We start from the raw sequence: 22,286 nt of genomic DNA, 5'->3' as shown, positions 1-22,286 counted from the left end.
TGCAGAATTAGGCAATCACCTTGCAGAAACCAGCAACTCATGCCGTGTGACACCTCTTCGCTACCATTCGTGGTCACTGAAACAGGATGATCGTTCAGCCAGTACCGTTTTTGGCCTTTCGTTAACCTCGACAGGATTAGGCAATCTTGTTGTAGGAACCCGATACCTCATTGTTCCCGCTCGCCCTATCGTGGGCAACCTCTGGCTGCGTTTAAACGAGTTGAAAAAGCCAACCGCCAACGCGATACGCAGTTTTATAACGGACGCTGCTATCGATTTTCGATAGCCATTGGAGCAAGCAATCATGGGAAGTTTGACGCAAAGAACCTGCTCTGCAAGGAGTTGGGCGATAATCCTATCCCTACTGATCATTACTCTGCTTACTGGATGCGAGGCCAAGAGTGAGCAAGCGATGGTGGCGCCGCCGCCGGAAGTTGATGTGGTGGAAGTGGTGGCTCAGCCAGTGGTTCTTAGCGAGTCATTTACCGGCCGTGTAGAGGCCGCGGAATCGGTTGAATTAAGGTCTCGGGTCAGTGGCTATATCCAGGAGGTGGCGTTCGAGGAGGGAGAGCTGGTGGAGCAGGGGGATCTACTGTTCCAGATCGATCCCCGGCCTTACCAGGCGCGTGTTAGCGTTGCCCAGGCTGAGCTTGCCCAGGCCAGGAGTCAGCAGGCGCAGAGTGCTGGAGAAGCCGAACGCGCTCGGGTGCTGCTGGGGCGCCAGGCTATTTCTCAAGAGGTGCATGACCAGCGTCAGGCGGCTTTGAACAATGCCAGAGCCATGGTGGATGCCGCCCAGGCAGCCCTGGATACTGCGGAGCTTGATCTTGAGTATACCCGCATCACTGCGCCAGTCAGTGGCCGTGCCGGTAGGGCGATGGTGACCCGTGGCAATCTGGCGAGCGCCGATCAGAGCCTGCTGACCACACTGGTGACCATTGACCCAATTCACGTCTATTTCGAGGCAAATGAGCAGGCTGCATTTGCCAGCCAGTCGCTGCTGACTAGCAGGGAGCCAGACGGCCTGAAGATTGAGCTGGGTGGTGATCGGCAGCGGCAGTACACCGGCTTTCTGGATTTTATCGACAACCGCCTTAATCCCAGTACGGGCACCTTGCAGTTTCGGGCAGTGCTCGCCAACCCGGATGGGCGCATTCGACCTGGGGAGTTTGCTCGGGTGGAAATGCCTCTGATCCAACTGGAGCAGGCATTGTTGGTGGATAGAAAGGCGATTATGACTGACCAGGACAGACGCTATGTGTATGTGGTCGATGGCAACAACCTGGCAGTGCGGCGCCAGGTAAACACCGGGCGTCAGGTAGCGGAGTTGACAGTCATCAACGAGGGGCTCGCTGTCGGTGACCGAGTGATCGTCAACGGTGTCCAGAACGTCTTCACGCCGGGCATGGAGGTGAATCCACAGAGCGTGGCTGCAACCCCTGCCGTTGCTACCCAGCCTACCATTGCCGCCAGGGACAACTAGACAGCCATGAATTTCTCCCGTTTCTTCGTGGATCGGCCGATCTTTGCAGCGGTACTATCCATTATTATCCTGGTGGTCGGGTTGATCTCCATCCCTAACCTGCCGATTAGTGAGTACCCGGAAGTGGTGCCGCCCTCTGTTGTCGTCCGTACGGTGTACCCCGGTGCCAACCCTAAAGAGATCGCTGAAACGGTGGCTACCCCGCTGGAGGAAGCCATCAACGGCGTCGAAGACTTGATGTACTTCAAGTCTGTCGCGGGCTCGGATGGTGTCTTGCAGATGACCATCACCTTCCGCCCAGGTACCGATGCCGAGGAGGCGGCAGTACGGGTACAAAACCGTGTCAGCCAGGCTGAGGCCCGACTGCCTGAAGCGGTACGTCGTCAGGGCGTAACCACTCAGAAGCAGTCACCTACCTTCCTGATGGTTGTTCATCTGACGTCTCCTGAGGGTGAATACGACACCCTTTATCTACGTAACTACGTTCGCTTGCATGTCAGCGACCGTCTGGCCCGAATCCAGGGAGTGGGGGATGCGCAAATATTCGGTGGGGGAGACTACGCCATGCGAGCCTGGCTGGATCCAGAGCGCGTGGCTGCCCACGACCTGACTGCCAGTGATGTGGTTAGTGCCATGCGGGAGCAGAATGTACAGGTATCGGCCGGGCAGTTGGGGGCAGAACCTATTGAAAATAGTGACTTTCTGACACTGATCAATGCCCGGGGGCGGTTAGAAACGGTTGAAGAGTTTGGCGATATCGTATTGAAACGCGGCGACAGTGGCGAAATCTTGAGACTGTCGGATGTGGCACGGCTTGAGATGGGAGCTGGTAATTATACTCTCCGGTCGCAGCTGGACAGCCAGAATGCGGTTGCCATAGGTATCTTCCAGGCACCAGGGGCCAATGCGCTGGCTATCCGGGAGCAGGTGATTGCCACAATGGACGAGCTGTCCATGCAGTTCCCTGAAGGCGTTGAGTATGCCGCAGTTTACGACACCACGATTTTTGTCAGCGACTCTATCAAGTCGGTAGTGGCAACACTGCTGGAGGCCGTCCTGTTGGTGGTGTTGGTTGTCACCCTGTTCCTACAGACCTGGCGTGCATCCATTATTCCGTTGCTGGCGGTGCCGGTGTCGGTCATTGGTACCTTCGGGGCACTCTATTTGATGGGATACTCCATCAATACGCTTACTTTGTTTGGCCTCGTACTGGCTATCGGTATCGTGGTAGACGATGCCATTGTCGTTGTGGAAAACGTGGAGCGGAATATAGAAGAGGGACTCAAGCCCCGGGCGGCGGCGCATCAGGCAATGAGGGAGGTATCCGGTCCCATCATCGCTGTTGGCTTGGTGTTGTGTGCAGTATTTATACCCATGGCCTTCCTTTCAGGCGTGACCGGGCAGTTCTACCGGCAGTTCGCGGTGACGATTGCAATCTCCACTGTTATCTCCACCATTAACTCTCTTACTCTGTCGCCGGCACTCGCAGCGATGCTGCTCAAGCCCCATGATGCCCCCAAGGATCGACTGACTAGAGTTATTGATAAACTCTTCGGTTGGGTTTTTCGTCCCTTCAATCGTTTTTTCAATACTAGCTCCGCTAAGTACCAGAAGGGAGTGGCCCGCTCACTAAAACGCCGGGGAGCGGTATTCATGGTCTACGCTTTGCTGCTGCTGGGGACTGGCATGATGTTTAAAATCGTGCCCCCTGGGTTTATTCCGGTTCAGGATAAACAGTACCTGATCGCCGGGGTCATCCTGCCGGAAGGTGCATCGTTGCAAAGAACCGACCAGATGCTGCAGGAGGTAGTGGATATTGCCATGGATGTTGAGGGGGTGGAGCATGCTATCGCCTTTCCGGGCCTTAACGCACTACAGTTCACCAATACATCCAATACAGGGGTGGTCTTTCTCACCCTGAGCCCCTTTGGCGAGCGCAGTCTTGGCGCCCCTGAGATTAACGCCAGAATTAACCAGGGGATTGGTGGTTTGAAGGAGGGGTTTGCATTCTCGTTTATGCCGCCTCCCATTCTTGGCTTGGGCAACGGTTCTGGTTTTCAGCTGTTCATTGAGGATCGCGGTAATCTTGGCTATGGGGCGTTGCAGGAGTCGGTTAACCAGTTCCAGGGGGCGATTGCTCAGACAGCGGGAATGGGGTTCCCGATTAGTAGTTACCAGTCCAACGTGCCTCAGTTGGATGCGGAAGTAGATAGACTGAGAGCCAAGGCTCAGGGAGTCCCGCTGACTGAGCTGTTTGATACTCTACAGACTTATCTTGGCTCGACTTATGTGAATGATTTCAACCGCTTTGGTCGGACGTGGCAGGTAATCGCCCAGGCAGATGCTCCCTTCCGGGCTAATGTTGAAGACATCGCTAGGTTGCGCACCCGTAATGATCAGGGGGAAATGGTACCAATCGGTACGATGGTAGACATCAGGCAAACCTTCGGCCCTGATCCGGTATTACGTTATAACGGTTACCCGGCGGCAGATTTGGCTGGGGAGGTCGATCCAAGGGTACTGTCCTCTGCACAAGCCATGGACGCCATTGATGCTCTGGCGCTGGAGGTGCTGCCGCCGGGCATGGCGTTTGAGTGGACTGATCTGAGCTATCAACAGTCAACTCAGGGTAATGCGGCGCTGATCGTGTTCCCACTGTCGATACTGTTGGTCTTTCTGGTATTGGCCGCACTTTATGAAAGCTGGACACTGCCGCTGGCGGTTATCCTGATTGTGCCCATGTCCATGCTGGCGGCGCTGATTGGTGTTTGGTTTGACGGTGGAGATAACAATGTCTTTGTACAGGTGGGCTTGGTGGTACTGATTGGTTTGGCGTGCAAAAACGCTATTCTGATCGTGGAGTTTGCACGCGAGTTGGAGCATCAGGGGATGAGTGTGGTGGAGGCAGCCCTGGAAGCTTGCCGGTTGCGGCTGAGGCCCATCATCATGACCTCCATTGCTTTCACTGCCGCTGTATTACCGTCTGTGATTGCAACCGGTGCCGGTGCAGAGGTACGGACGGCGCTGGGAACGGCGGTTTTTGCCGGCATGATCGGCGTCACCCTGTTTGGCTTGTTCCTTACGCCAGTGTTCTATGTGGCGCTGCGTAAGCTGTCTGGCCCTATGGCCAGTCATCACAGAGACATCCCGGGCGCCACATCTTACCCAATTGGTGATCATCGCTAGTATCCGTTATCCGACCAGCCCCCATTCAGCGGCATCCGCTATTTGGCTGAAATAGGGGCGGTCACCTTTGATGGTGACACGCTCATCCCTTCGATCTCGGCGCCAATATGGCCGCTTAACGGTGCTGTATGAACGCTGCAGGATTGCCATGGTATACCCTCGTTAATGCATAGTGTTAAGCCACTATCAAAGAGAGTTTTGCTTGCGTTCAAATCACAAAAAACGCTTTCGTTTTTATACTTTGTATTCCCCGCAGGAGTGAATAACTACTTCATGCAGACGATGATAAAGACCGGTAAAAAACTCACTTCTGACTAACCGGTTAGCCCCATAGGGTGGTGCTACTGTCATTTGGATGAGGAGCGCCACGATGAAACGAGTTCTTGCGACTGTTGGTTTGGCCAGTACTTTGCTGGCAGCCTCCATGGTAAGTGCAACACCTGTGGTTGCAGCAGAGCAACTGCGTATTGCTGAGCAGTTCGGCATAACGTATTTGCTGCTTCATGTTGCCCGCGATCAGGCGCTGATTGAGAAGCACGCGGCTGAACGGGGTGTGGACATCGATGTGGAATGGCTGCAGCTATCAGGTGGTGCTGCGGTTAACGATGCGTTGTTATCAGGCAATATCGAGATAGCCGGGGCGGGCGTGGGCCCATTGCTAACGGTATGGGATCGTACACAAGGTAGTCAAAACGTAAAAGGGGTGGCATCGCTGGGAGAATTTCCCAATTTTCTGATTACCAATAACCCTGATATTAAAACTCTGGAGGATATTGGAGACGGTGATCGTATTGCGGTGCCAGCGGTAGGGGTGTCAGTGCAATCACGCTTTTTGCAGAAAGCGGTGGCCGATGCCTTTGGGCAGGATCAGTTTAATCGTTTAGAGGGCAATACCGTCGCGTTGCCCCATCCGGATGCCACGGCAGCATTGATCAGTGGTGGTACTGAAATCAATACGCACTTCTCGGCGATTCCTTTCCAGTATCAGGCGCTGCAGTATGAGGGCGTGCATAAGATCATTGACTCGTATGAAATGTTAGGTGGCCCTGTTTCGCCCACTGTGCTGTATGCCACCGAAGCGTTTCGTGAAGAAAATCCGGAGGTGTATGCCGCTTTCCTGGATGCCTTAGAGGAAGCGAAAGCTTTTATTGAAGCAGAGCCACGTGAAGCGGCCATTATTTATCAACGCATTAGTGGCTCGCAGCTGGATGTCGACTTCCTCGAATCGATTATTACCGACGATCAGGTGAGCTTCTCTCTGGTGCCCCACAATACCTTTCCACTGGCAGAGTTTCTGTTTGAAGTGGGGGCGATTCGCAATGAGCCTACCACCTGGCAGGACTACTTTTTCGAAGATGTGCATGGGTGGGAGGGAAGCTGATGTCGTTAGCACTGCGTAAGCGCCATGTGCTGGGCGGGGCCTCGCTTGACCGCGAGGCCTTCTCTCCCGCTATACCCTCTGCAACAGCATCAATGCCACGGTTGTCGGTAGATAACGTAACGCTTGAATATCGCACTCGCCAGCATGTGGTCAAGGCCACTCAGCAGGTCAGTTTTAATGTGCAGGAAGGGGACCGGTTTGTACTACTCGGGCCTTCCGGGTGTGGCAAGTCCACACTTTTGAAGGCTGTTGCTGGTTTTTTAACACCCGCCGAGGGAAGCATCCGCCTTGATGGGGTAACCATCCAGGGGCCTGGGCCAGACCGTATTGTGGTATTTCAGGAGTTTGACCAGCTTCCACCCTGGAAAACCGTTAAACAGAATGTGATGTTTCCGCTGGTGGCATCGCGCTCCCTGAGCAGAAAAGCGGCGGCCCAGCGCGCGCTGGAAACCCTGGAGAAAGTGGGTTTAAGCCGGTTTGCTGATGCCTATCCTCATACGCTTTCCGGCGGTATGAAGCAGCGAGTGGCCATTGCCCGTGCACTGGCTATGCGGCCCCGTGTATTGCTGATGGATGAGCCTTTTGCGGCTCTGGACGCGTTGACCCGAAGAAAGATGCAGGAGGAGTTACTGGCGCTTTGGGAGCAGGAGGGCTTTACGCTACTGTTTGTAACCCACTCTATCGAAGAAGCTCAGGTGATCGGTAATCGCGTGTTACTGCTTTCACCGCACCCAGGGCGAGTGCGTGCTGAGCTGGGGTGTGCTGAAGATAGTCTGCATAGCCTGGGCAGCGAAGCGACGAAAAGCCGTACTCAAACCATTCATCGGCTGCTGTTCGAAAATGAGGTGGCCGCATGAATACGTTAGCTACCCCTACCGCCGCCGATCAAGTAACGACGAAAGCTGAACAACGCTACAGCTATGTGCAGGAACTCTATTGCCCACGTTGTGATGCTCGCTATTCACACGCTGTATTACAGCAGTTATGGCAGTGCGGTTCGCCACTATTGGTACATTACGATCTGGAGGCACTCAATGCCGCTGCCAGGGAGTTAAGCACGCTGGGCGAGATTGCCAGCAGTGAGCGTGTGGTCGCACTCAATACCGGCGCGGGTATTAAGTATCCCGACAGCCAGGTTTTTAATATCGATGTGCTCGACAAGGAGAGTGCCATCCCGGTAACGGGTTCTGCTGTGGCGTCAGGAGTATCCAATGAGCGTACATGATCTTCGTCAACCCCATGACCAGCGGGTTGACCAATTCTTTGAATTATCCGCCATCGATGCGCGCGAATTGCAGGTGCCCCGCAGCATTGGCCAGCGGCTGTGGGACCAAAGCGCGATTCGGAAAACCGTAATCCTGGTGCTACTTGTGGTGGCCTGGGAAATCGTTGCCCGCTTGCAGAACAACCCGCTACTGCTACCCAGCGCCACGGATACTGTTTATGCGCTTTGGAACGGCCTGGCTTCGGGGGTACTGCTGGCTCGGGTAAGCGCATCGTTAAACGTGTTGCTAAAAGGATTTGCTCTGGGCGCCTTTCTGGCGTTGGCGCTCACCACTCTGGCTGTATCCACCCGCATTGGGCGGGACCTCTTAACCACGCTGACCTCCATGTTCAGCCCTTTACCGGCTATCGCGCTGTTGCCTCTGGCATTGTTGTGGTTTGGCTTGGGAGAGGCCAGTCTGATCTTTGTATTAGTACATTCCGTGCTTTGGGCAATGGCTGTCAATATCCACGCCGGGTTTCAGGGAGTGTCCGAAACGTTGCGTATGGCTGGGCGAAATTATGGCTTACGTGGGCTGCGCTATGTGGCTTTTATCCTGATTCCCGCCGCGCTTCCTGCTTTACTGGCAGGCTTGAAAATTGGTTGGGCTTTCGCCTGGCGCACATTGATTGCTGCTGAGCTAGTGTTCGGTGCTTCCTCGGGAAAGGGCGGGCTTGGCTGGTATATTTTCCAAAATCGTAATGAGCTTTATACCGATAATGTATTTGCGGGGTTGGTAGTGGTCATTGTGATCGGTTTGCTGGTTGAGACTATTGTCTTCAACAGTGTAGAACGCCTCACCGTGAAGCGTTGGGGCATGGTGCGCTAGGTGGTTTGAAGGGAGAGGATCTGATGCCGCTAACACAAGTAACGAACTATCTTAACGAGCGCTTACAGGCGTTTAATCCCCATGCCAGCTTGCGTCATCATGCAGCATTTCATTGGGAGGATGGCCAGATATGGGGGCGGCTTGCCAACCTTATGTTGTACCCGTCTCAGCAGCCCATCTTTTCGCTGGAGCGTCTTGATGTTGCGGCATGGGAAGCCGGAGTCGAAATACGTGATCAGCATGACCGCCCGCACCAGGCGGACTGGCTCTATTTTCTCTCGTGGAACCAGGAGGATGTAGTCTTTTTAGACCGCTTTTTACGGGTTTTGCATGCATTAAATCACTTGGCGCAGCATGGTGCCAGTACCAAGCCGTTAATCGTTGATGTGCATTGGCGACATATTCAGGCGGTAGAGGCTTCCCATGGTAGTGTGTTTGAAAGCCTGCTTACCCAGCTTGGTTTGCATCCTCGCCAGGTGGTGTTGCGGCTTGATGGGCAAGTGGTACTAGGGGAAGCTCATGCCCGTGCGGCAGCTCAAAGTTTTCAAAAACGAGGCTATCCCTTACTGGCTCAGGGTATTCCGCTCGGCGCCTCGGCCAGTGAGTGGCAGCGCTTGCAACAAAGTGGCGTACATTGGGTAACCCCAACCAGTGATACGTTGCCTTTAGCGCGTAAAAGCCGTGAGTACTTTCCCCGCCTTGTGCAGTGGAGTAGAGATGCACAACAGGCGGGCCTGGATGTTTGGTGGCCTGATGTAGACCACCCAGGGGACTTGGGAATTATGACGCAGTTGGAACCTACGTTGGTAAGCGGTCAGCAATTAACGTCATTTGAACTGCCAGCGGCTTCTCGTCTTGGTTAAAACCTGCATTATTACTTTTAATGACTTTTCAAGTAGGCAGTAGTGCTGAGCCTTTACTGATCTTAATGGTGCAATTGATATTTTATTGCACTGTTTTTGTACGCTCGTAATCCTCATGATTTACAGGGTTGGAAAAGCCTGTTTAGCACGCTGAAAAATTATTTCTCTTGACTGAAGCAGTAGAAAGCGATAAGGAATAAAATTCCTGAACAGTGAATAAAGTGGAAATAAATTGCTTATTGATCGTTTTGATTTAAAAATTCTTGAACAGCTTCAGCGTGATGATAGCCTTTCTATTGCACAGCTTGCAGAGGGTATAGGGCTCTCTGTGACGCCTTGTTGGCGGCGAATACAAAGACTGGAAAAAGAAGGGGTCATTGAAAAAAGAATTGCCGTACTGAGCCCAGAGAAGCTGGATCTTGGGCTCACCGTTTTTGTAATGATTAAAACGGATAAGCATAACCAGGCTTGGCTAAATGAATTTCAAGAAACAGTTAAGGCATTTCCTGAAATTATCGAAGTAAATCGCTTGGCCGGTGAGTATGACTACTTGCTCAAGGTTATTACGCGCAATAACCAGTCTTATGACGCCTTTTATAAGAGGCTTATTGCCAGGATAGAGCTTAGTAATGTCACATCGTGCTTTTCAATGGAACAAGTCAAGAAAACTACCGAACTCCCTCTCGGCGAAATCACCTGAAGGGTTAGCGCATCTACAACAGGATGTGATCGGTGAGGGGCGCTTGATTCCCGGGCCCTTTGGTGAGATCCCCTTGCTATATGCCGATTACACCGCGTCGGGAAGAGCGCTGGGGGCGGTTGAGAAAGCTATTCAGGAACAGGTGCTGCCTCTATACGCCAATACCCATACTGAAACATCCTTTACCGGCAAAATGACGACCCGGCTACGGGAAGCGGCTCGTCAGGCCATTGCACAGTCGGTAGGCGCGGATGATGGCTACGCGGTTATCTTTGCTGGTGCGGGGGCAACCGCAGCCATAGATCGTTGCTGCCGTATTCTTGAATTGGCCGGGGGGCAAAGCACTGAAAGGCTGCCTAAACCGGTGGTGTTTGTAGGCCCCTTTGAACACCACTCAAATGATCTGGTTTGGCGTGAATGCGATGTGGATTTGGTACGTATCCCCTTGAGAGAGGATGGCTTACCGGATTTGGACATACTGAAGCAGCAGCTTCAGGTTAATGCTGAGCGCGATATTAAAGTTGTGGCATTTTCTGCGGCTTCCAATGTTACCGGGGTTAAAGCGCCGGTGGCAGAAATAGCCCAGCTGGCACACCGCTATGGAGGAATAGCCCTATTCGACTACGCCGCCAGCGGCCCCTATGTGGCGATCAATGTGGCAGGTAGTGGACAAAATGACCACCTGGATGCGGTCTTTCTTTCCCCCCACAAGTTCGTAGGTGGCCCAGGAAGTTCCGGTGTGCTGGTAATTCGTAAGGCTGTTTGCCGCAGTGCACGGCCATCTGTTGCAGGCGGTGGCACGGTGTCGTACGTAACTGCCGAGCACCATCGATATGTGCAAAATATTGAACGTCGGGAGGAGGCTGGCACGCCTAATATTTTGGGCGATATTCGTGCGGGGCTAGCGTTTCGTATCAAGGACGGCATAGGTGCCGAGGCTATTGAGCAACGTGAGCAGGCATTGGTCTCCATGGCACTGGCCCGGTGGCAGGGGATCGGTAACTTTCGCCTGCTGGGTCCTCAGGATCAGCCGAAGCTGGCTATCTTCTCTTTCAATATCATGGCGGGGGAGAAGGCAATACACCATAACCTGGTGGTCGCCATGTTAAATGACCTGTTTGGTATCCAGGCAAGGGGGGGATGTTCCTGCGCTGGGCCTTATGGCCATGAGCTGCTTGCTATCGATAAAAAGACAGCTGACGCACATGAGACTTTAGTCCAAAAAGGAAGAAGCATATATCGTCCAGGTTGGGTAAGACTCGGATTTAACTTCTTTTTTAGCAATGAGTCGGCTAACTATGTAATATCAGCGGTCGAGTTTATTGCGCGGTATGCCCCGGTATTGATGAAATTTTATTCTGTCGATGAACGTAGTGGTGTTTGGGTCGCCCGATATCCTGATGTACCTGCTCAATCCGGGGAGCCAGTAACGCCATACCTGTTGGATACGCTCTTCACCATGGATGCATCTGTCGGAGCAGCAGATGAGCCCACTGCTACGCTTGATTGTTTTGCCAGGGGGCTTGAGTTGGTCGAGCAGGCGAAAGCCCTTCCTCTGCCCGCCAACTGCCACGCTGAAGACGTTCCCGTTCGTTGGTTCTGGTGGCCCCATGAAGCTGAACAGGCCATGCAGACACAAGTCGAGATGATGCCATGATCCTCACTCCCTCTTTGGCCGGTGCCGGTCTTGAAGCCTTGAATGAACGTGTTAAGTACGACTTAACATGCTTGAATCTGCCACCTGCCAATTGGGTGCCACCACAAGATAGGGGTGATGGCCAACATGTGCATGATGTTGTCATTGTTGGGGGTGGGCAGTGCGGGTTGGTAGCGGCTTTTGCACTGTTGTCCGGTGGTATTTCCAATATTCGTATTTTTGATCGGCATCCGGCGGGAAGAGAAGGGCCGTGGTTAAATTATGCCCGGATGGAAACGCTCCGCTCACCCAAAACATTGCCAGGGCCTAGTTACGGGTTTGCATCGCTGACCTTCCGTGCATGGTACGAAGCGCAGTACGGTGCGGCAGCCTGGGAAGTCCTGGATAAGATTCCACGTCCCACCTGGATGGAATACCTGTGCTGGTACCGGGAGGTGCTTAATCTACCGGTTGAAAACAATGTTCAGGTTGAGCATATAAAACCCGAAGGCGAGCTGCTTAGCCTGGAGCTTTCGGGACCTGGGGCACCCAGTGCACGCATCCTGACACGTAAGCTGATTATGGCGACGGGGCGCGAGGGCACGGGAGCGCCGAAGATTCCTGCCTTTGTCGAAGACCTGCCATCGCACGCATGGGCACATACCGCTGATGATATCGACTTTGCCGCCCTGAAAGGTAAGCGGGTGGTTGTCATTGGCGTAGGGGCTTCGGCCATTGATAACGCTGCCGAGGCCCTGGAACATGGTGCCAACGAAGTGCGTTTTCTGATTCGTCGTCAGCAGATGCCCACCATTAACAAGATGATGGGGATAGGCTCTTTTGGTTTTACCCATGGCTATGCCACCCTGCCTGATGCATGGCGCTGGCGTATCATGCATTACTCTTTTGCTACCCAGACTCCGCCTCCACGAGGCTCAACGCTGCGCGTCAGTCGCCACGACAATGCCTACTTTCATTTTGGCTGTGGCATTGAAGGCGTTCATATGGAAGGGAATGAGATTGTTATCACCACTCAGCAGGGCAAGCAGGTTCGCTGTGATTTTCTGATTCTGGGCACAGGATTTGAAGTTGACCCATTGGCGCGTACCGAGCTGGCCGGATATGCCGATCGTATCCTGCTTTGGCGTGACCGCTACCAGCCGCCCGCCGAGCTTCAACACTCTGAGCTGGGTAACTTCCCCTATGTAGATAGCGATTTTGCATTTCAGGAGCGTGAGCCGGGTACTGCGCCCTGGCTTCGTAACATCCACTGCTTCAACTATGGCGCTTCTGTCAGCCTGGGCAAGGTGAGTGGGGATATCCCAGGCATTAGCGAAGGGGCAAGCTGGCTGGCAGGTGCCATTGCAGCCAGTTTGTACCGTGAAGATATTAAACGCCACTGGCAACGACTGGAAAGCTATGACACGCCAGAACTGCTGGGTGATGAATGGCAAGCTTCCTCCTTGCCGTAGTGAGCTGATGCCACGTTCGGTTTGTATATCAACGTTAAGGAACTGGAATGTCTCATGTACTTGAAATGGCTGCTGGTGTGCCCAGCAGTGGCCCTTTGGCAGATGCCTTACAGATGCGTGGCAAGCTGATGGAGCTGACCCAGGCCTCCTACGAGGCCGCTCTGTTGCCGGAAGATGCAGGTAAATTGCCAACCCACCTGCGCGCTGTGCTGGCATGCCGCATGGCGCGGATTTGCCAGCAAGAAGGTCTGACGCAGCACTATTCCACTCTGCTTGCCGGTTACGGGGATGAGGCTGATCCCCATGATCTGGCTGTGCCGGGCAATACACCACCCGCCGATGACCAGCGTTTAGCGGCAATTGTGGGGTATGTGGATCTTGTTACCCAACGCCCCAGGGACGCCAGCGAAGAGACCATTGATGCACTGCGTGATGCGGGCATGGAGGAGGCGGATATTGTACGTCTTGCCGGGCTGGTGGCCTTTATCAATTATCAGCTGCGTGTTGCGGCGGTACTGAGTGTAATGGGGGAACAGCAATGAGCCGCGTTATTCGTAAATTTACAACGCGAGTCCCCACATGGCGCCCGCATATAACGCCGGTCGATTTTGATCAGGCAACCCCGGCTCAGCGAGAAGCGCTCAAAGAGACTCCATCCAACACCAAGATTTCCGATTATGTATTGGTGCTGGCCCATGATCCCGAGTCGCTGCGCATTCGTACTTCGCTTTTCAACGGCATCATGTATGACAAAGGGGGCCTTTCGCGGGAGGAGCGCGAACTTGGTGCAGTGGCCGCATCGGTGGTTAACCGTTGTATCTATTGCGCTGCTGTTCATGCCCAGCGTTATAACAACCTGACCCATGACGAACGGGTGATGCAGGAAATTTTCTTCAACGGCGAAAGGGCGGATATAGATGCCCGCCAGCGCGCCATTCTGAAGTTTGGGATGCGGCTTTCTGCGTGCCCACCGCAGGTTACCGAAGACGATATTGCCAGTCTGCGCGGAGTAGGGCTGGGTGATCAGGAAATTCTGGATCTTACGCTTTCTACCACACTGTTTGGCTGGGCGAACCGGCTAATGCATACGCTGGGTGAGCCTGTATCCGGCGCTTAGTCAGGCTAAAAAGTTGAGGCTGAAAAAGTCAGTAGAAAAAATGACTGGCAACCCTTTGTTAGTGACAATGTTGACACCTTTCGCTTGTATAAGAGGAATATCCCCATGACAACTCGTACCTTCTCCCGTCTGGTGCTGGTGGCTGCGACCACCATGCTGTTGGCAACCCCTGCCATGGCTGAGACGCTGCGCTTGGGCACTGTAGTGAGTGCACCCCACCCCTGGATTGATGCAGCTGAAACCTTTAAGGCGGAAGTGGAAGCAGCGACCGATGGTCGTATCAATGTACAGATCTTTCCTGGCGGCCAGTTGGGCAACGACCAAACCATGGTGGATGAAATCCGCATTGGTACCACCGATATGATCATTGGCGGGGTGATGAATATCTCGCCGTATATCTCCGATTTTGAAATTTTCAGTCTGAACTATCTGTTCGAAGACATGGGTGAATTCAAGGCGGCGACCTCGCCGGATTCTCCTGTTTTTCAATATTTCGATAATGCCGTTAGCGAGTCCGGCGTTGGGTTGAAGTTGTTGAGCCTGACGGGAGGCGGTACGCGTAACCTGAGTACTAATACGGGGCCGGTGACGCAGCCTTCAGATATGGAAGGTGTCAAAATGCGGGTGACGGGATCACGCCTTGATGCCGAAATGTGGCAGTCGGTAGGTGCGCTAACCACCTCCCTCCCGTGGACCGAAATCTACACTGGCCTGCAAACCGGGGTAGTGGGGGCCTTTGAAAGCACCATCAGCGGTTATTACTCCAGCCGCCTTTATGAAGTGGCGCCTTATCACGCCAAGACCGAACACCAGGTCATGATGAGCCATATCTCAATCAGCGAGAACCGTTTTAGTCGTTTCTCTGCAGAGGATCAGGCCATCATTCTCGAGACTGCTCAGCATGCTGGGACGCTTGGTACAGACAAAGGCGTCGAGTACGACGCTGAGTTCATCCAGGAGTTTGAAGGGTTGGGTGTAACGGTAACGGAGGTCGACAAGCAGGCCTTTATTGATGCCGTGGTACCGCTGCATGATGCCTTCGCTGAAGAGCGTGGTTTAACCGAACTGCTTGAAACGATTCGCAACCTGTAAACCGCAATCCATAACTGCTTTGGCGCCCGACAACCTGCTGTAACGAGGGAGCGTGCGCCAATCAAAAAGGAAGAAAAATGCGGAAAATAAATGATGTGCTTGAATGGCTCCTGACGTTTGTCGCCGGTTTGCTGTTTGCTGCTTTTATCCTGACGGTGTTGTACCAGGTAGTCGCGCGTAACTATCTGAAAATTTCAGTGTCGTGGACCGACGAGGTCGCCATGGCGTGTTTTATCTGGTCTGTCTTTATTGGTGCGGCTGTTGCGCTACGCAGGCGCAAGCACTACGTGGTAGACGCTTTCCCCTCTAACTTTGTCATGACCCAGCGCGTACTGCGTCTTTTCGGTAGCTTGGCGTGCCTGCCGGTGATCTATGTGTTGATTGTGCACGGTAATGTATTGGTGGATATGGGATGGAACCGCCGCTCGGTTGCGCTGGGTACCCCGATGGCTTATGTGTTTGCCGCTATCCCGGTCGCGGGTATCGCCATGTTGTTGTTTTCTATTGAGACTATTCGAGAGGATATCGCCAGGCTGCGTTCCGGCAGGCGAGTTGAGGGTGAAGAGGTCTCTGAATCATGAATCCATTGGTTACATTGATCGGTAGTTTTCTGATTCTTATTGGTCTGAGCGTGCCCATTGCATTTGCGATCGGGTTGGCCTCCATTTTAACGATCATGCAGTTAGGGTTGCCCTTAACATCTGTCGTCAATCAGATGTTTGCCAGCATCAACTCTTTCCCTTTACTGGCCGTGCCTTTCTTCCTACTGCTAGGGCGCCTGATGAATGATGGGGGAATCACCGACCGCCTGCTGCGTTTCGCTGACAGTACCGTAGGGCATATCCGGGGTGGTTTGGGTCATATCAATGTGATGGTCTCTATGATGTTTGCCAGCTTATCCGGCTCTGCGGCGGCCGATACTGCCAGTGTGGGTGCCGTGCTGATACCGGCAATGAAAAAGTCCGGCTATCCCGCACCTTTTGCCGTGGCCCTAACAGCGGCTTCGTCCGTGCTGGGCGGCATTATTCCTCCGTCCATTCTGATGGTTATCTATGGGGCCTTCGGTAACGTATCGGTGGGTGCACTATTTATGGGGGGCGTGTTGCCAGGAATACTTGTTGGCTTTATGCAGATGGGGTATGTCTATTACGTTGCCCGCAGGCATGGTATCAAAGCCACCGGAAAATTCTCTTTTGGCCAAATGGGGCGTACCGCCATTACCGCAGCCCCGCCCATGGTGTTACCGCTGGTTGTGCTGGGGGGAATAACGGCAGGTGTATTTACGGCGACGGAAGCCGCCTCGGTAGCTGTGTTGGTCGGTATGTTGCTGGCATTTGGCTTTTATCGTGCCATTCGCTTCCGGCAGTTGCCGGGCATTTTGGCCGACTCGGTGGTGGCATTTTCGTTGCCTATGTTCGCCGTTGCCTCTGCGGGTATTATGGGGTGGCTGATTTCGTATCTGGGTATTGCCCAGGAAGTTGCCAGTTTCATTCTTACCGTGACGGAATCCCGCGTCGGTATCATGTTGCTAGTGATGTTTTTCATGCTGGTGATTGGTACCGTATTAAGCCCGGTAACCGCAGTGATTATTTTTCTTCCTATTATCCAAGGGCTTTGCATTGCGGCGGATATTAATCAAATCCATATGGCCCTGGTTGTGGTGCTCTCCCTGACGCTCGGGTTGATCACGCCTCCTTATGGCATCTGCTTGCTCATCGCCAGTCAGATTGGCGAAGTCTCTATGCCACGGGCGTTCCTTGCAGTCTTACCACTGATTGCACTGATCATGTCGGTAATCCTGTCCATGATTCTATTCCCCAGCGTATTTCTTTTCCTTCCCCAAATGATGTTTCCAAAAGCGTTTTAATAGCTCATACATTTAAGGGGGGGAACACGTTTACCAGCTCGGCAGATACTCTGCTGAGCTGGTGAAGGAAATACAACTGCCAACCGGGTGATTGTGGTTCTTACTTCATCCGCATTGGCGTGTGCGGCGGCTAAAGGGAGCAGCAGGCTCGCCAGCCAGTAGGTTTTGGCCTGTGGTAGAACAGGAGAGGCTAAGTGTAGCGACATATGGCGTAAGTATTTTTTTGCATCATGACTATCTCACGAGTACTAACGGATGGCCTTGTAGCTGTGGGTGCCTTCCACAAAGGTCCTGTTTAGCGGCGAAACATAAATCACTGTTAAAATCTTTATAGGGGCTTACTAATTCGTGAAAAGAAAATCATTTTTAAATAATTGTGATATTTTCTTTATTTTGGAGATTTATATCAATAATAAATATTATGGTGGTGTTTCGTAACTTGTTATGGTTGAGATGTCTAGCGAAACACCTTCGTGGAATGAGTGTTTTGGCCGCCTTTATTTTTATATTAAGGCGGTTTTTTTACATCAGTGATATGTTATGTGTGGCTATATGATAACTGTTTATAACGGCTGTAGATGATACCAACCCATCATCGCACTAATGCTTTTTTGCGTGGTGATTTTGATGGGATAATCGCTTTTCAGTGCACTAAAATAATGATGCTACATGGTTTTAAAAGAAGTCATCATCATTTTTTAGCATAGGTGTTGTCAGGATTATTCTGAAATACATATCTTATAATGTGATTTGTTTGGCTTATGCTTGTGTCTTTATCCTGTGGGTAATCAAGAGTTGATACCTTATACGGGAAATGACGCGATGAGTTTAGATGTTTTCTGGTTCTTACCTACCTCTGGTGATACGCGTTACTTAGGTAAAGGTGCTGGGCGGCCGCCTAGTAATGCGTATTTGCAACAAATTGCGGTTGTTGCTGAGCACCACGGTTACGATGGCCTGTTAATTCCTACGGGATCAAGCTGCCTGGACCCCTGGGTGGTTGCTTCAAGCTTAGTGCCTGTTACCGAGCGGATTAAATTGTTGGTGGCCCTGCGTACCTCTATTTCAGGGCCAACGGCGTCAGCTCGTCAGGCTGCAACGTTGGATCAAGCTTTAAAGGGGCGGTTATTACTCAATGTCGTGCCGGGAGGTGACGCTGCGGAGTTGGCTGCCGAAGGTGTTCATCTTACCCATGATGAGCGCTATGAGGTTGCTGATGAATTTCTCACGGTATGGCGACGCCTGTTACAGGGGGAAAGCGTCGATTACGAAGGCGAGCACTTTCAGATAAATGGGGCGAAGAACGTTTTTGATCCAGTTCAAAAGCCTTATCCCCCGCTCTATTTTGGCGGTTCCTCACCGGCTGCCCATCAATTGGCCGGTAAGCACGTGGATGCCTATCTCACTTGGGGTGAGCCGCCTGAAGCGGTCACAGAGAAGATTGCCGATGTACGTGCAGAAGCTGCCAGGCATGGCCGAACAGTGAAATTTGGGGTGCGTTTGCACGTGATAGTAAGAGAGACCCGAGAGGAAGCATGGCAGGCGGCCGATAAGCTAATTGCAAACCTGGATGATGAAACCATTCAAAAGGCTCAAGAAAACTTTACCCGTATGGATTCTGTTGGCCAACGGAGAATGGCTGAGCTGCATGGTGGTCGGCGTGACCAGCTTGAAATCAGCCCGGATCTTTGGGCCGGTGTTGGGCTGGTAAGAGGCGGGGCGGGAACAGCCCTGGTAGGAGACCCCGAAACCGTCGCACTGCGCCTGAAGGAGTACGCTGATTTGGGGGTGGAAACGTTTGTGCTTTCCGGCTACCCGCATCTGGAAGAAGCCATTCGTTTTGCCGAGTTGGTGTTCCCCTTGCTACCCGGTAAACAGGCCGTAACCCAGGAAGGGGTGTTTACCGGCGGAGCATTTGATGGGCGTGCTATCGGCTCACCCCAGGTAGCTGCATCGTAATGCTCTTTTTATTTTGCAGCCAAAGGTGGTAACGCTTTGTGCTTAAGGAGGTTGTAATGAGTGTTGTGCTAATCGCAGGAAGCCCTGGAAGGTTATCACGTACGTCAGCGCTAGTAGCGTTTATTGATGCGCAGCTGCGTGAGAAGGGAGTGGAAACACAGGTCTTTAACGTTAATGAATTTGATGGAAATGAAGTCTTTTTTGCTGATTTCTCAGCACCACAAATTATTGATTACCGTGATGCTATTGCCAAGGCGGATGCAGTGGTATTGGCCACTCCTGTCTATCAGGCATCGTTTTCAGGGGCGCTTAAGTTGCTGCTCGATTTAATCCCGGAGCGTGGTTTAAAAGGCAAAGTGGTTTTGCCGTTGGCCAATGGTGGATCAGATAGTCATTTATTGGTGATTGATTATGCCCTGAAGCCTGTTTTGTCGGCGCTGGGAGCCAGTAATGTCCTGAGTGGGGTCTATGTCAACTCCCGGCAAGTCACTCTGGATGGTGACAAGCAGTATCAGGTGGGTGACGAAGCCAGCGCTAGAATCCAGCGCTCTATTGAAGAGTTGTTAGAAGCACTGCCGGATCTGGGTAGCATCAGTGAAGGTGGTTATCGTCGCGTGGCTTACGCCTGATCTTTTCTCGGTTAACTTGGTAAGGGTTCGTATGATCAAGCCATCAGTTTCATCCGCCGTTATCTTCTCAGGATTGATCCTCTTTTCTCCTTCATCGCTATTGGCGGCAGAAGACCCTGAGATACTGCGTATTGGCTACCAGAAGTACGGCACTTTGGTGATACTTAAAGAGCGTCAGGCACTGGAGGAGCGTTTTGCCGAGCGCAATATCAATGTCACCTGGACGGAATTCCCCGCTGGCCCGCAGATGCTGGAAGCATTAAATGTTGGCAGCATTGATTTTGGCACTGTGGGGGAAACCCCACCCGTCTTTGCACAGGCTGCTGGTGCGGATTTGGTATACGTTGCCCATCAGCCCCCGGCCCCCCAGGCGGAAGCCATTTTGGTGCCCGAAGATTCGCCGATCCAAAGCGTTGCAGAACTGGATGGAAAACGGGTGGCCTTGAATCGCGGTTCCAACGTCCACTATTTGTTGGTACGTGCACTGCAGGATGCAGGACTTTCCATACATGACATACGCACGGCTTATTTACCGCCTTCCGATGCCCGTGCGGCCTTTGAGCGTGGCAGTGTCGATGCATGGGTCATTTGGGAGCCCTATCTGGCGGCGGCGGAAGAGGCGTTGGGTGCCCGCATTTTGGCAGATGGCACTGGTTTGGTCAGTAACCACGAGTTTTATATTGCAGCAGGGCCATTGGCGGGGCAATACCCCCATGTCGTGGAAGAGATCATTGAAGCGCTGCAGGACCTTGACCGCTGGGCAGAGGATAATCTGCGTGAGGTGGCTGAGCTGCTTGGGCCCTCCATCGGCCTCGACCCTGATGTGGTCTATGTGGCGGCGAACCGCGCCAGCTATGGTGCTCAGTTCCTCTCTGATGAGGTGATTGCACAACAGCAGGACATCGCTGATACCTTTTTCGAGCTGGGGTTGATACCCACCACGCTGGATATTCCTTCCGTGGTATGGCAACCGAGTAATGAATAACGCACTGTTCCAACCCAGGGTCGTGAAGCCCCAATGGGCGTGTGTGTATTGCCTTTTGACGGCTCCTTTTTGGGTTTCTTCATTAATTACATGGGTAAGAAGTGGTGGCGGCCTTGGCTGGCTTTGCAGGTAATAAGCGCGAAGGGTGATCCTCTGATGCAGGTGATGCTATTTTTAGTGTGTTGTTAAACTGATGAGGCCTATGCCAGGATGAACGAAAAACCACAGGATGAGTCGTCGCCATGGCCGTTGGAAAAGGTGGTGGCAGAGCTGCGTCAGGTCAGGCACGAATGGCGTGAGCGGCAGGGCCGGGAGCCTGACCTGGGTACGCGGGAGTTACCAGCACACCGCCAGATTCATGAAGTCATTGATGCTCTCTGCGGTATTTTATTTCCCATGCGCCTGGGGCCTTCCGACCTTAAAAAAGAAAGCGAAGATTACTTTGTGGGGCATCAGCTTGGGCATGCCCTGAATATTCTGGCTGCCCAGGTACGCTTGGAGCTGGGGTGTCAGCAGCCCCGTTTAACACACTCTCTTCAGGTGCAGAAGGCAAATGATATTGTGCGTCGTTTCGCCAGTACGCTTCCTGAACTGCGAAGGCAACTGGATCAGGACGTGATTGCGGCCTACCGCGGTGATCCAGCGGCTACCTCGGTAGATGAAGTTCTGCTTTGCTATCCGGGCCTGCTGGCGATCATGCATCATCGCATAGCTAATGTATTCTATTCAGATGGCTTAAGGATCATCGCGCGGATCATCGCTGAAAAGGCGCACGCGGCCACCGGTATTGATATCCATCCCGGTGCCACGATTGGGCAGCACTTCTTCATTGATCATGGCACGGGTGTTGTCATTGGAGAGACGGCAGTGATTGGTGAACGGGTGCGCTTATACCAGGCGGTTACACTGGGCGCGGTCAGGTTTGATGAAGATGAAGAGGGTGCACTCACTAAAGGGGAACCCAGGCATCCTATTGTAGAAGACGATGTAGTGATTTACGCCGGGGCGACCATTCTTGGCCGTATTACCATCGGTCAAGGCGCCGTTATTGGCGGTAATGTCTGGCTAACGCGCAGTGTGCCGCCCGGTAGCCGGATCACCCAAGCCGTATTGCGGCAGTCGATAGATCCGGCAGGCTGAGTAGCTGCACTATCTGGCGGTATTTCTCCCTCCCTGGGCCAGCAACTTAATGCGGTTGCTGGCCCAGGGGTCAGTTTATGTCAGGTGGCAATAAAGCTGCCTACCCCTTCGTCGCAGTGCGGCTGATACAGGTTGCTGCTTGGATAACGGTGCTGCGCCCCGGTGTGGTAGTCAGGCAGCCGGTCGCCGTTGCCAAACAACTTGTGACGCAAGCTGCCTTGCTGATAACTGGTTTTGTAGACACCGCGGTTTTGCAGTTCGGGTACGATGAAATTCGCAATATCCTCAAAACTTTCAGGCGTTACCGTGCGCGAGATATTGAAGCCGTCGATACCCACGTCGGTAATCCAGGACTCAAGTTCATCAGCGATATAGGCGGGGTCTCCCACCAGTGTGGGGTAGCGGCTGCCTAGGCGCTGTCTGAAAACTAGCGGTGCTCGACCATACGGCGTTAAAAATCGGCTCGTGTGCGAGTCCGATCAAAGTACTCATTTACAGTATGTAAACTCCGTCTTTTCACCGATTTTTTCCTTGTCTGGCCTTCGCTCACTGACTCTTCAGACAAAGCCTTGTGTCTCTCCGGGCTTGTTGATTAGCTACCAGCAGGCCCTGGCATCAGGGTGAGCATCCACAAAGCCTGAGGCGTCACAGCCTGGAACCTAGATTATGCCCCCTGATGCCCT

21 protein-coding genes are annotated in these 22,286 nt (G+C 52.9%); 19 read left to right on the top strand and 2 right to left on the bottom strand.

Annotated features, from left to right (window positions below; all coding sequences use genetic code 11):
* Positions 1-304: 304 nt before the first annotated feature.
* The gene (locus tag HP566_RS14415; RefSeq protein WP_249977973.1) at positions 305-1,483 is read left to right on the top strand and encodes an efflux RND transporter periplasmic adaptor subunit; all 1,179 of its coding nucleotides are present in this window, start codon (positions 305-307) and stop codon (positions 1,481-1,483) included.
* A 6-nt stretch (positions 1,484-1,489) separates the two neighbouring features.
* Positions 1,490-4,669 (top strand): efflux RND transporter permease subunit, encoded by a 3,180-nt coding sequence (locus tag HP566_RS14410; protein WP_249977972.1) that lies wholly within the window; start codon positions 1,490-1,492, stop codon positions 4,667-4,669.
* Positions 4,670-4,675: 6 nt separating this feature from the next.
* On the opposite strand, the gene HP566_RS14405 is transcribed toward HP566_RS14410, so the two are convergent.
* A complete protein-coding gene (locus HP566_RS14405) occupies positions 4,676-4,819 on the bottom strand; it encodes a hypothetical protein (RefSeq protein ID WP_249977971.1) in 144 nt (47 codons plus the stop codon).
* Positions 4,820-5,039: 220 nt separating this feature from the next.
* On the opposite strand from HP566_RS14405, the gene HP566_RS14400 reads away from it, so the two are divergent.
* The 17 genes from HP566_RS14400 (at position 5,040) to epsC (ending at position 21,603) form a co-directional block, all read left to right on the top strand.
* Positions 5,040-6,050, top strand: coding sequence for an ABC transporter substrate-binding protein (locus tag HP566_RS14400; RefSeq protein ID WP_249977970.1), 1,011 nt, complete (start codon positions 5,040-5,042; stop codon positions 6,048-6,050).
* On the top strand, positions 6,050-6,907 hold the full coding sequence (locus HP566_RS14395; RefSeq protein WP_249977969.1) for an ABC transporter ATP-binding protein: 858 nt from the start codon (positions 6,050-6,052) through the stop codon (positions 6,905-6,907). Before HP566_RS14400 ends, HP566_RS14395 begins: the two co-directional genes overlap by 1 nt.
* Entirely contained in the window at positions 6,904-7,275 is a 372-nt protein-coding gene (locus tag HP566_RS14390; protein WP_249977968.1) for a hypothetical protein, read from the top strand. Before HP566_RS14395 ends, HP566_RS14390 begins: the two co-directional genes overlap by 4 nt.
* Positions 7,262-8,143 carry an ABC transporter permease gene (locus HP566_RS14385; protein ID WP_249977967.1) on the top strand — a complete coding sequence of 294 codons (882 nt, stop codon included), beginning with the start codon at positions 7,262-7,264 and terminating at the stop codon, positions 8,141-8,143. The genes HP566_RS14390 and HP566_RS14385 overlap by 14 nt, the downstream gene beginning before the upstream one ends.
* Before the next feature lie 23 nt (positions 8,144-8,166).
* Positions 8,167-9,006, top strand: a complete 840-nt coding sequence (locus HP566_RS14380) for a MoaD/ThiS family protein (protein WP_249977966.1) — start codon at positions 8,167-8,169, stop codon at positions 9,004-9,006.
* A 232-nt stretch (positions 9,007-9,238) separates the two neighbouring features.
* A complete protein-coding gene (locus HP566_RS14375) occupies positions 9,239-9,706 on the top strand; it encodes an Lrp/AsnC family transcriptional regulator (RefSeq protein WP_249977965.1) in 468 nt (155 codons plus the stop codon).
* Complete coding sequence (locus HP566_RS14370) at positions 9,636-11,363, top strand: aminotransferase class V-fold PLP-dependent enzyme (RefSeq protein WP_249977964.1); 1,728 nt, start codon at positions 9,636-9,638, stop codon at positions 11,361-11,363. Before HP566_RS14375 ends, HP566_RS14370 begins: the two co-directional genes overlap by 71 nt.
* Positions 11,360-12,814 (top strand): NAD(P)-binding domain-containing protein, encoded by a 1,455-nt coding sequence (locus HP566_RS14365; RefSeq protein ID WP_249977963.1) that lies wholly within the window; start codon positions 11,360-11,362, stop codon positions 12,812-12,814. Before HP566_RS14370 ends, HP566_RS14365 begins: the two co-directional genes overlap by 4 nt.
* Positions 12,815-12,861: 47 nt before the next feature.
* The gene (locus tag HP566_RS14360) at positions 12,862-13,356 is read left to right on the top strand and encodes a CMD domain-containing protein (RefSeq protein WP_249977962.1); all 495 of its coding nucleotides are present in this window, start codon (positions 12,862-12,864) and stop codon (positions 13,354-13,356) included.
* Positions 13,353-13,931: a peroxidase-related enzyme gene (locus HP566_RS14355; protein ID WP_249977961.1), complete on the top strand. Its 579-nt coding sequence runs from the start codon at positions 13,353-13,355 to the stop codon at positions 13,929-13,931. Before HP566_RS14360 ends, HP566_RS14355 begins: the two co-directional genes overlap by 4 nt.
* A gap of 105 nt (positions 13,932-14,036) precedes the next feature.
* The gene (locus HP566_RS14350; protein ID WP_249977960.1) at positions 14,037-15,023 is read left to right on the top strand and encodes a TRAP transporter substrate-binding protein; all 987 of its coding nucleotides are present in this window, start codon (positions 14,037-14,039) and stop codon (positions 15,021-15,023) included.
* Positions 15,024-15,100: 77 nt separating this feature from the next.
* Positions 15,101-15,604, top strand: a complete 504-nt coding sequence (locus tag HP566_RS14345; RefSeq protein WP_249977959.1) for a TRAP transporter small permease — start codon at positions 15,101-15,103, stop codon at positions 15,602-15,604.
* Complete coding sequence (locus HP566_RS14340; protein ID WP_249977958.1) at positions 15,601-16,890, top strand: TRAP transporter large permease; 1,290 nt, start codon at positions 15,601-15,603, stop codon at positions 16,888-16,890. The genes HP566_RS14345 and HP566_RS14340 overlap by 4 nt, the downstream gene beginning before the upstream one ends.
* 822 nt (positions 16,891-17,712) lie before the next feature.
* Positions 17,713-18,849: an FMNH2-dependent alkanesulfonate monooxygenase gene (gene ssuD / locus HP566_RS14335; RefSeq protein WP_249977957.1), complete on the top strand. Its 1,137-nt coding sequence runs from the start codon at positions 17,713-17,715 to the stop codon at positions 18,847-18,849.
* A gap of 56 nt (positions 18,850-18,905) precedes the next feature.
* Entirely contained in the window at positions 18,906-19,478 is a 573-nt protein-coding gene (gene ssuE, locus HP566_RS14330; protein ID WP_249977956.1) for an NADPH-dependent FMN reductase, read from the top strand.
* Between the two features lie 31 nt (positions 19,479-19,509).
* A complete protein-coding gene (locus HP566_RS14325; protein ID WP_249977955.1) occupies positions 19,510-20,463 on the top strand; it encodes a sulfonate ABC transporter substrate-binding protein in 954 nt (317 codons plus the stop codon).
* A 210-nt stretch (positions 20,464-20,673) separates the two neighbouring features.
* Complete coding sequence (gene epsC, locus HP566_RS14320) at positions 20,674-21,603, top strand: serine O-acetyltransferase EpsC (protein WP_249977954.1); 930 nt, start codon at positions 20,674-20,676, stop codon at positions 21,601-21,603.
* A gap of 80 nt (positions 21,604-21,683) precedes the next feature.
* Here epsC and HP566_RS14315 read toward each other — a convergent pair whose 3' ends face one another.
* Positions 21,684-21,992 carry a hypothetical protein gene (locus tag HP566_RS14315; protein ID WP_249977953.1) on the bottom strand — a complete coding sequence of 103 codons (309 nt, stop codon included), beginning with the start codon at positions 21,990-21,992 and terminating at the stop codon, positions 21,684-21,686.
* Positions 21,993-22,286: the final 294 nt, after the last annotated feature.

It is taken from the genome of Vreelandella olivaria (assembly GCF_023507745.1).
GTDB classification, from domain to species: Bacteria; Pseudomonadota; Gammaproteobacteria; order Pseudomonadales; family Halomonadaceae; genus Vreelandella; species Vreelandella olivaria_A.
Note: the sequence above shows the minus strand (reverse complement) of the source record. Positions and strands in the feature narration are given on the sequence as shown.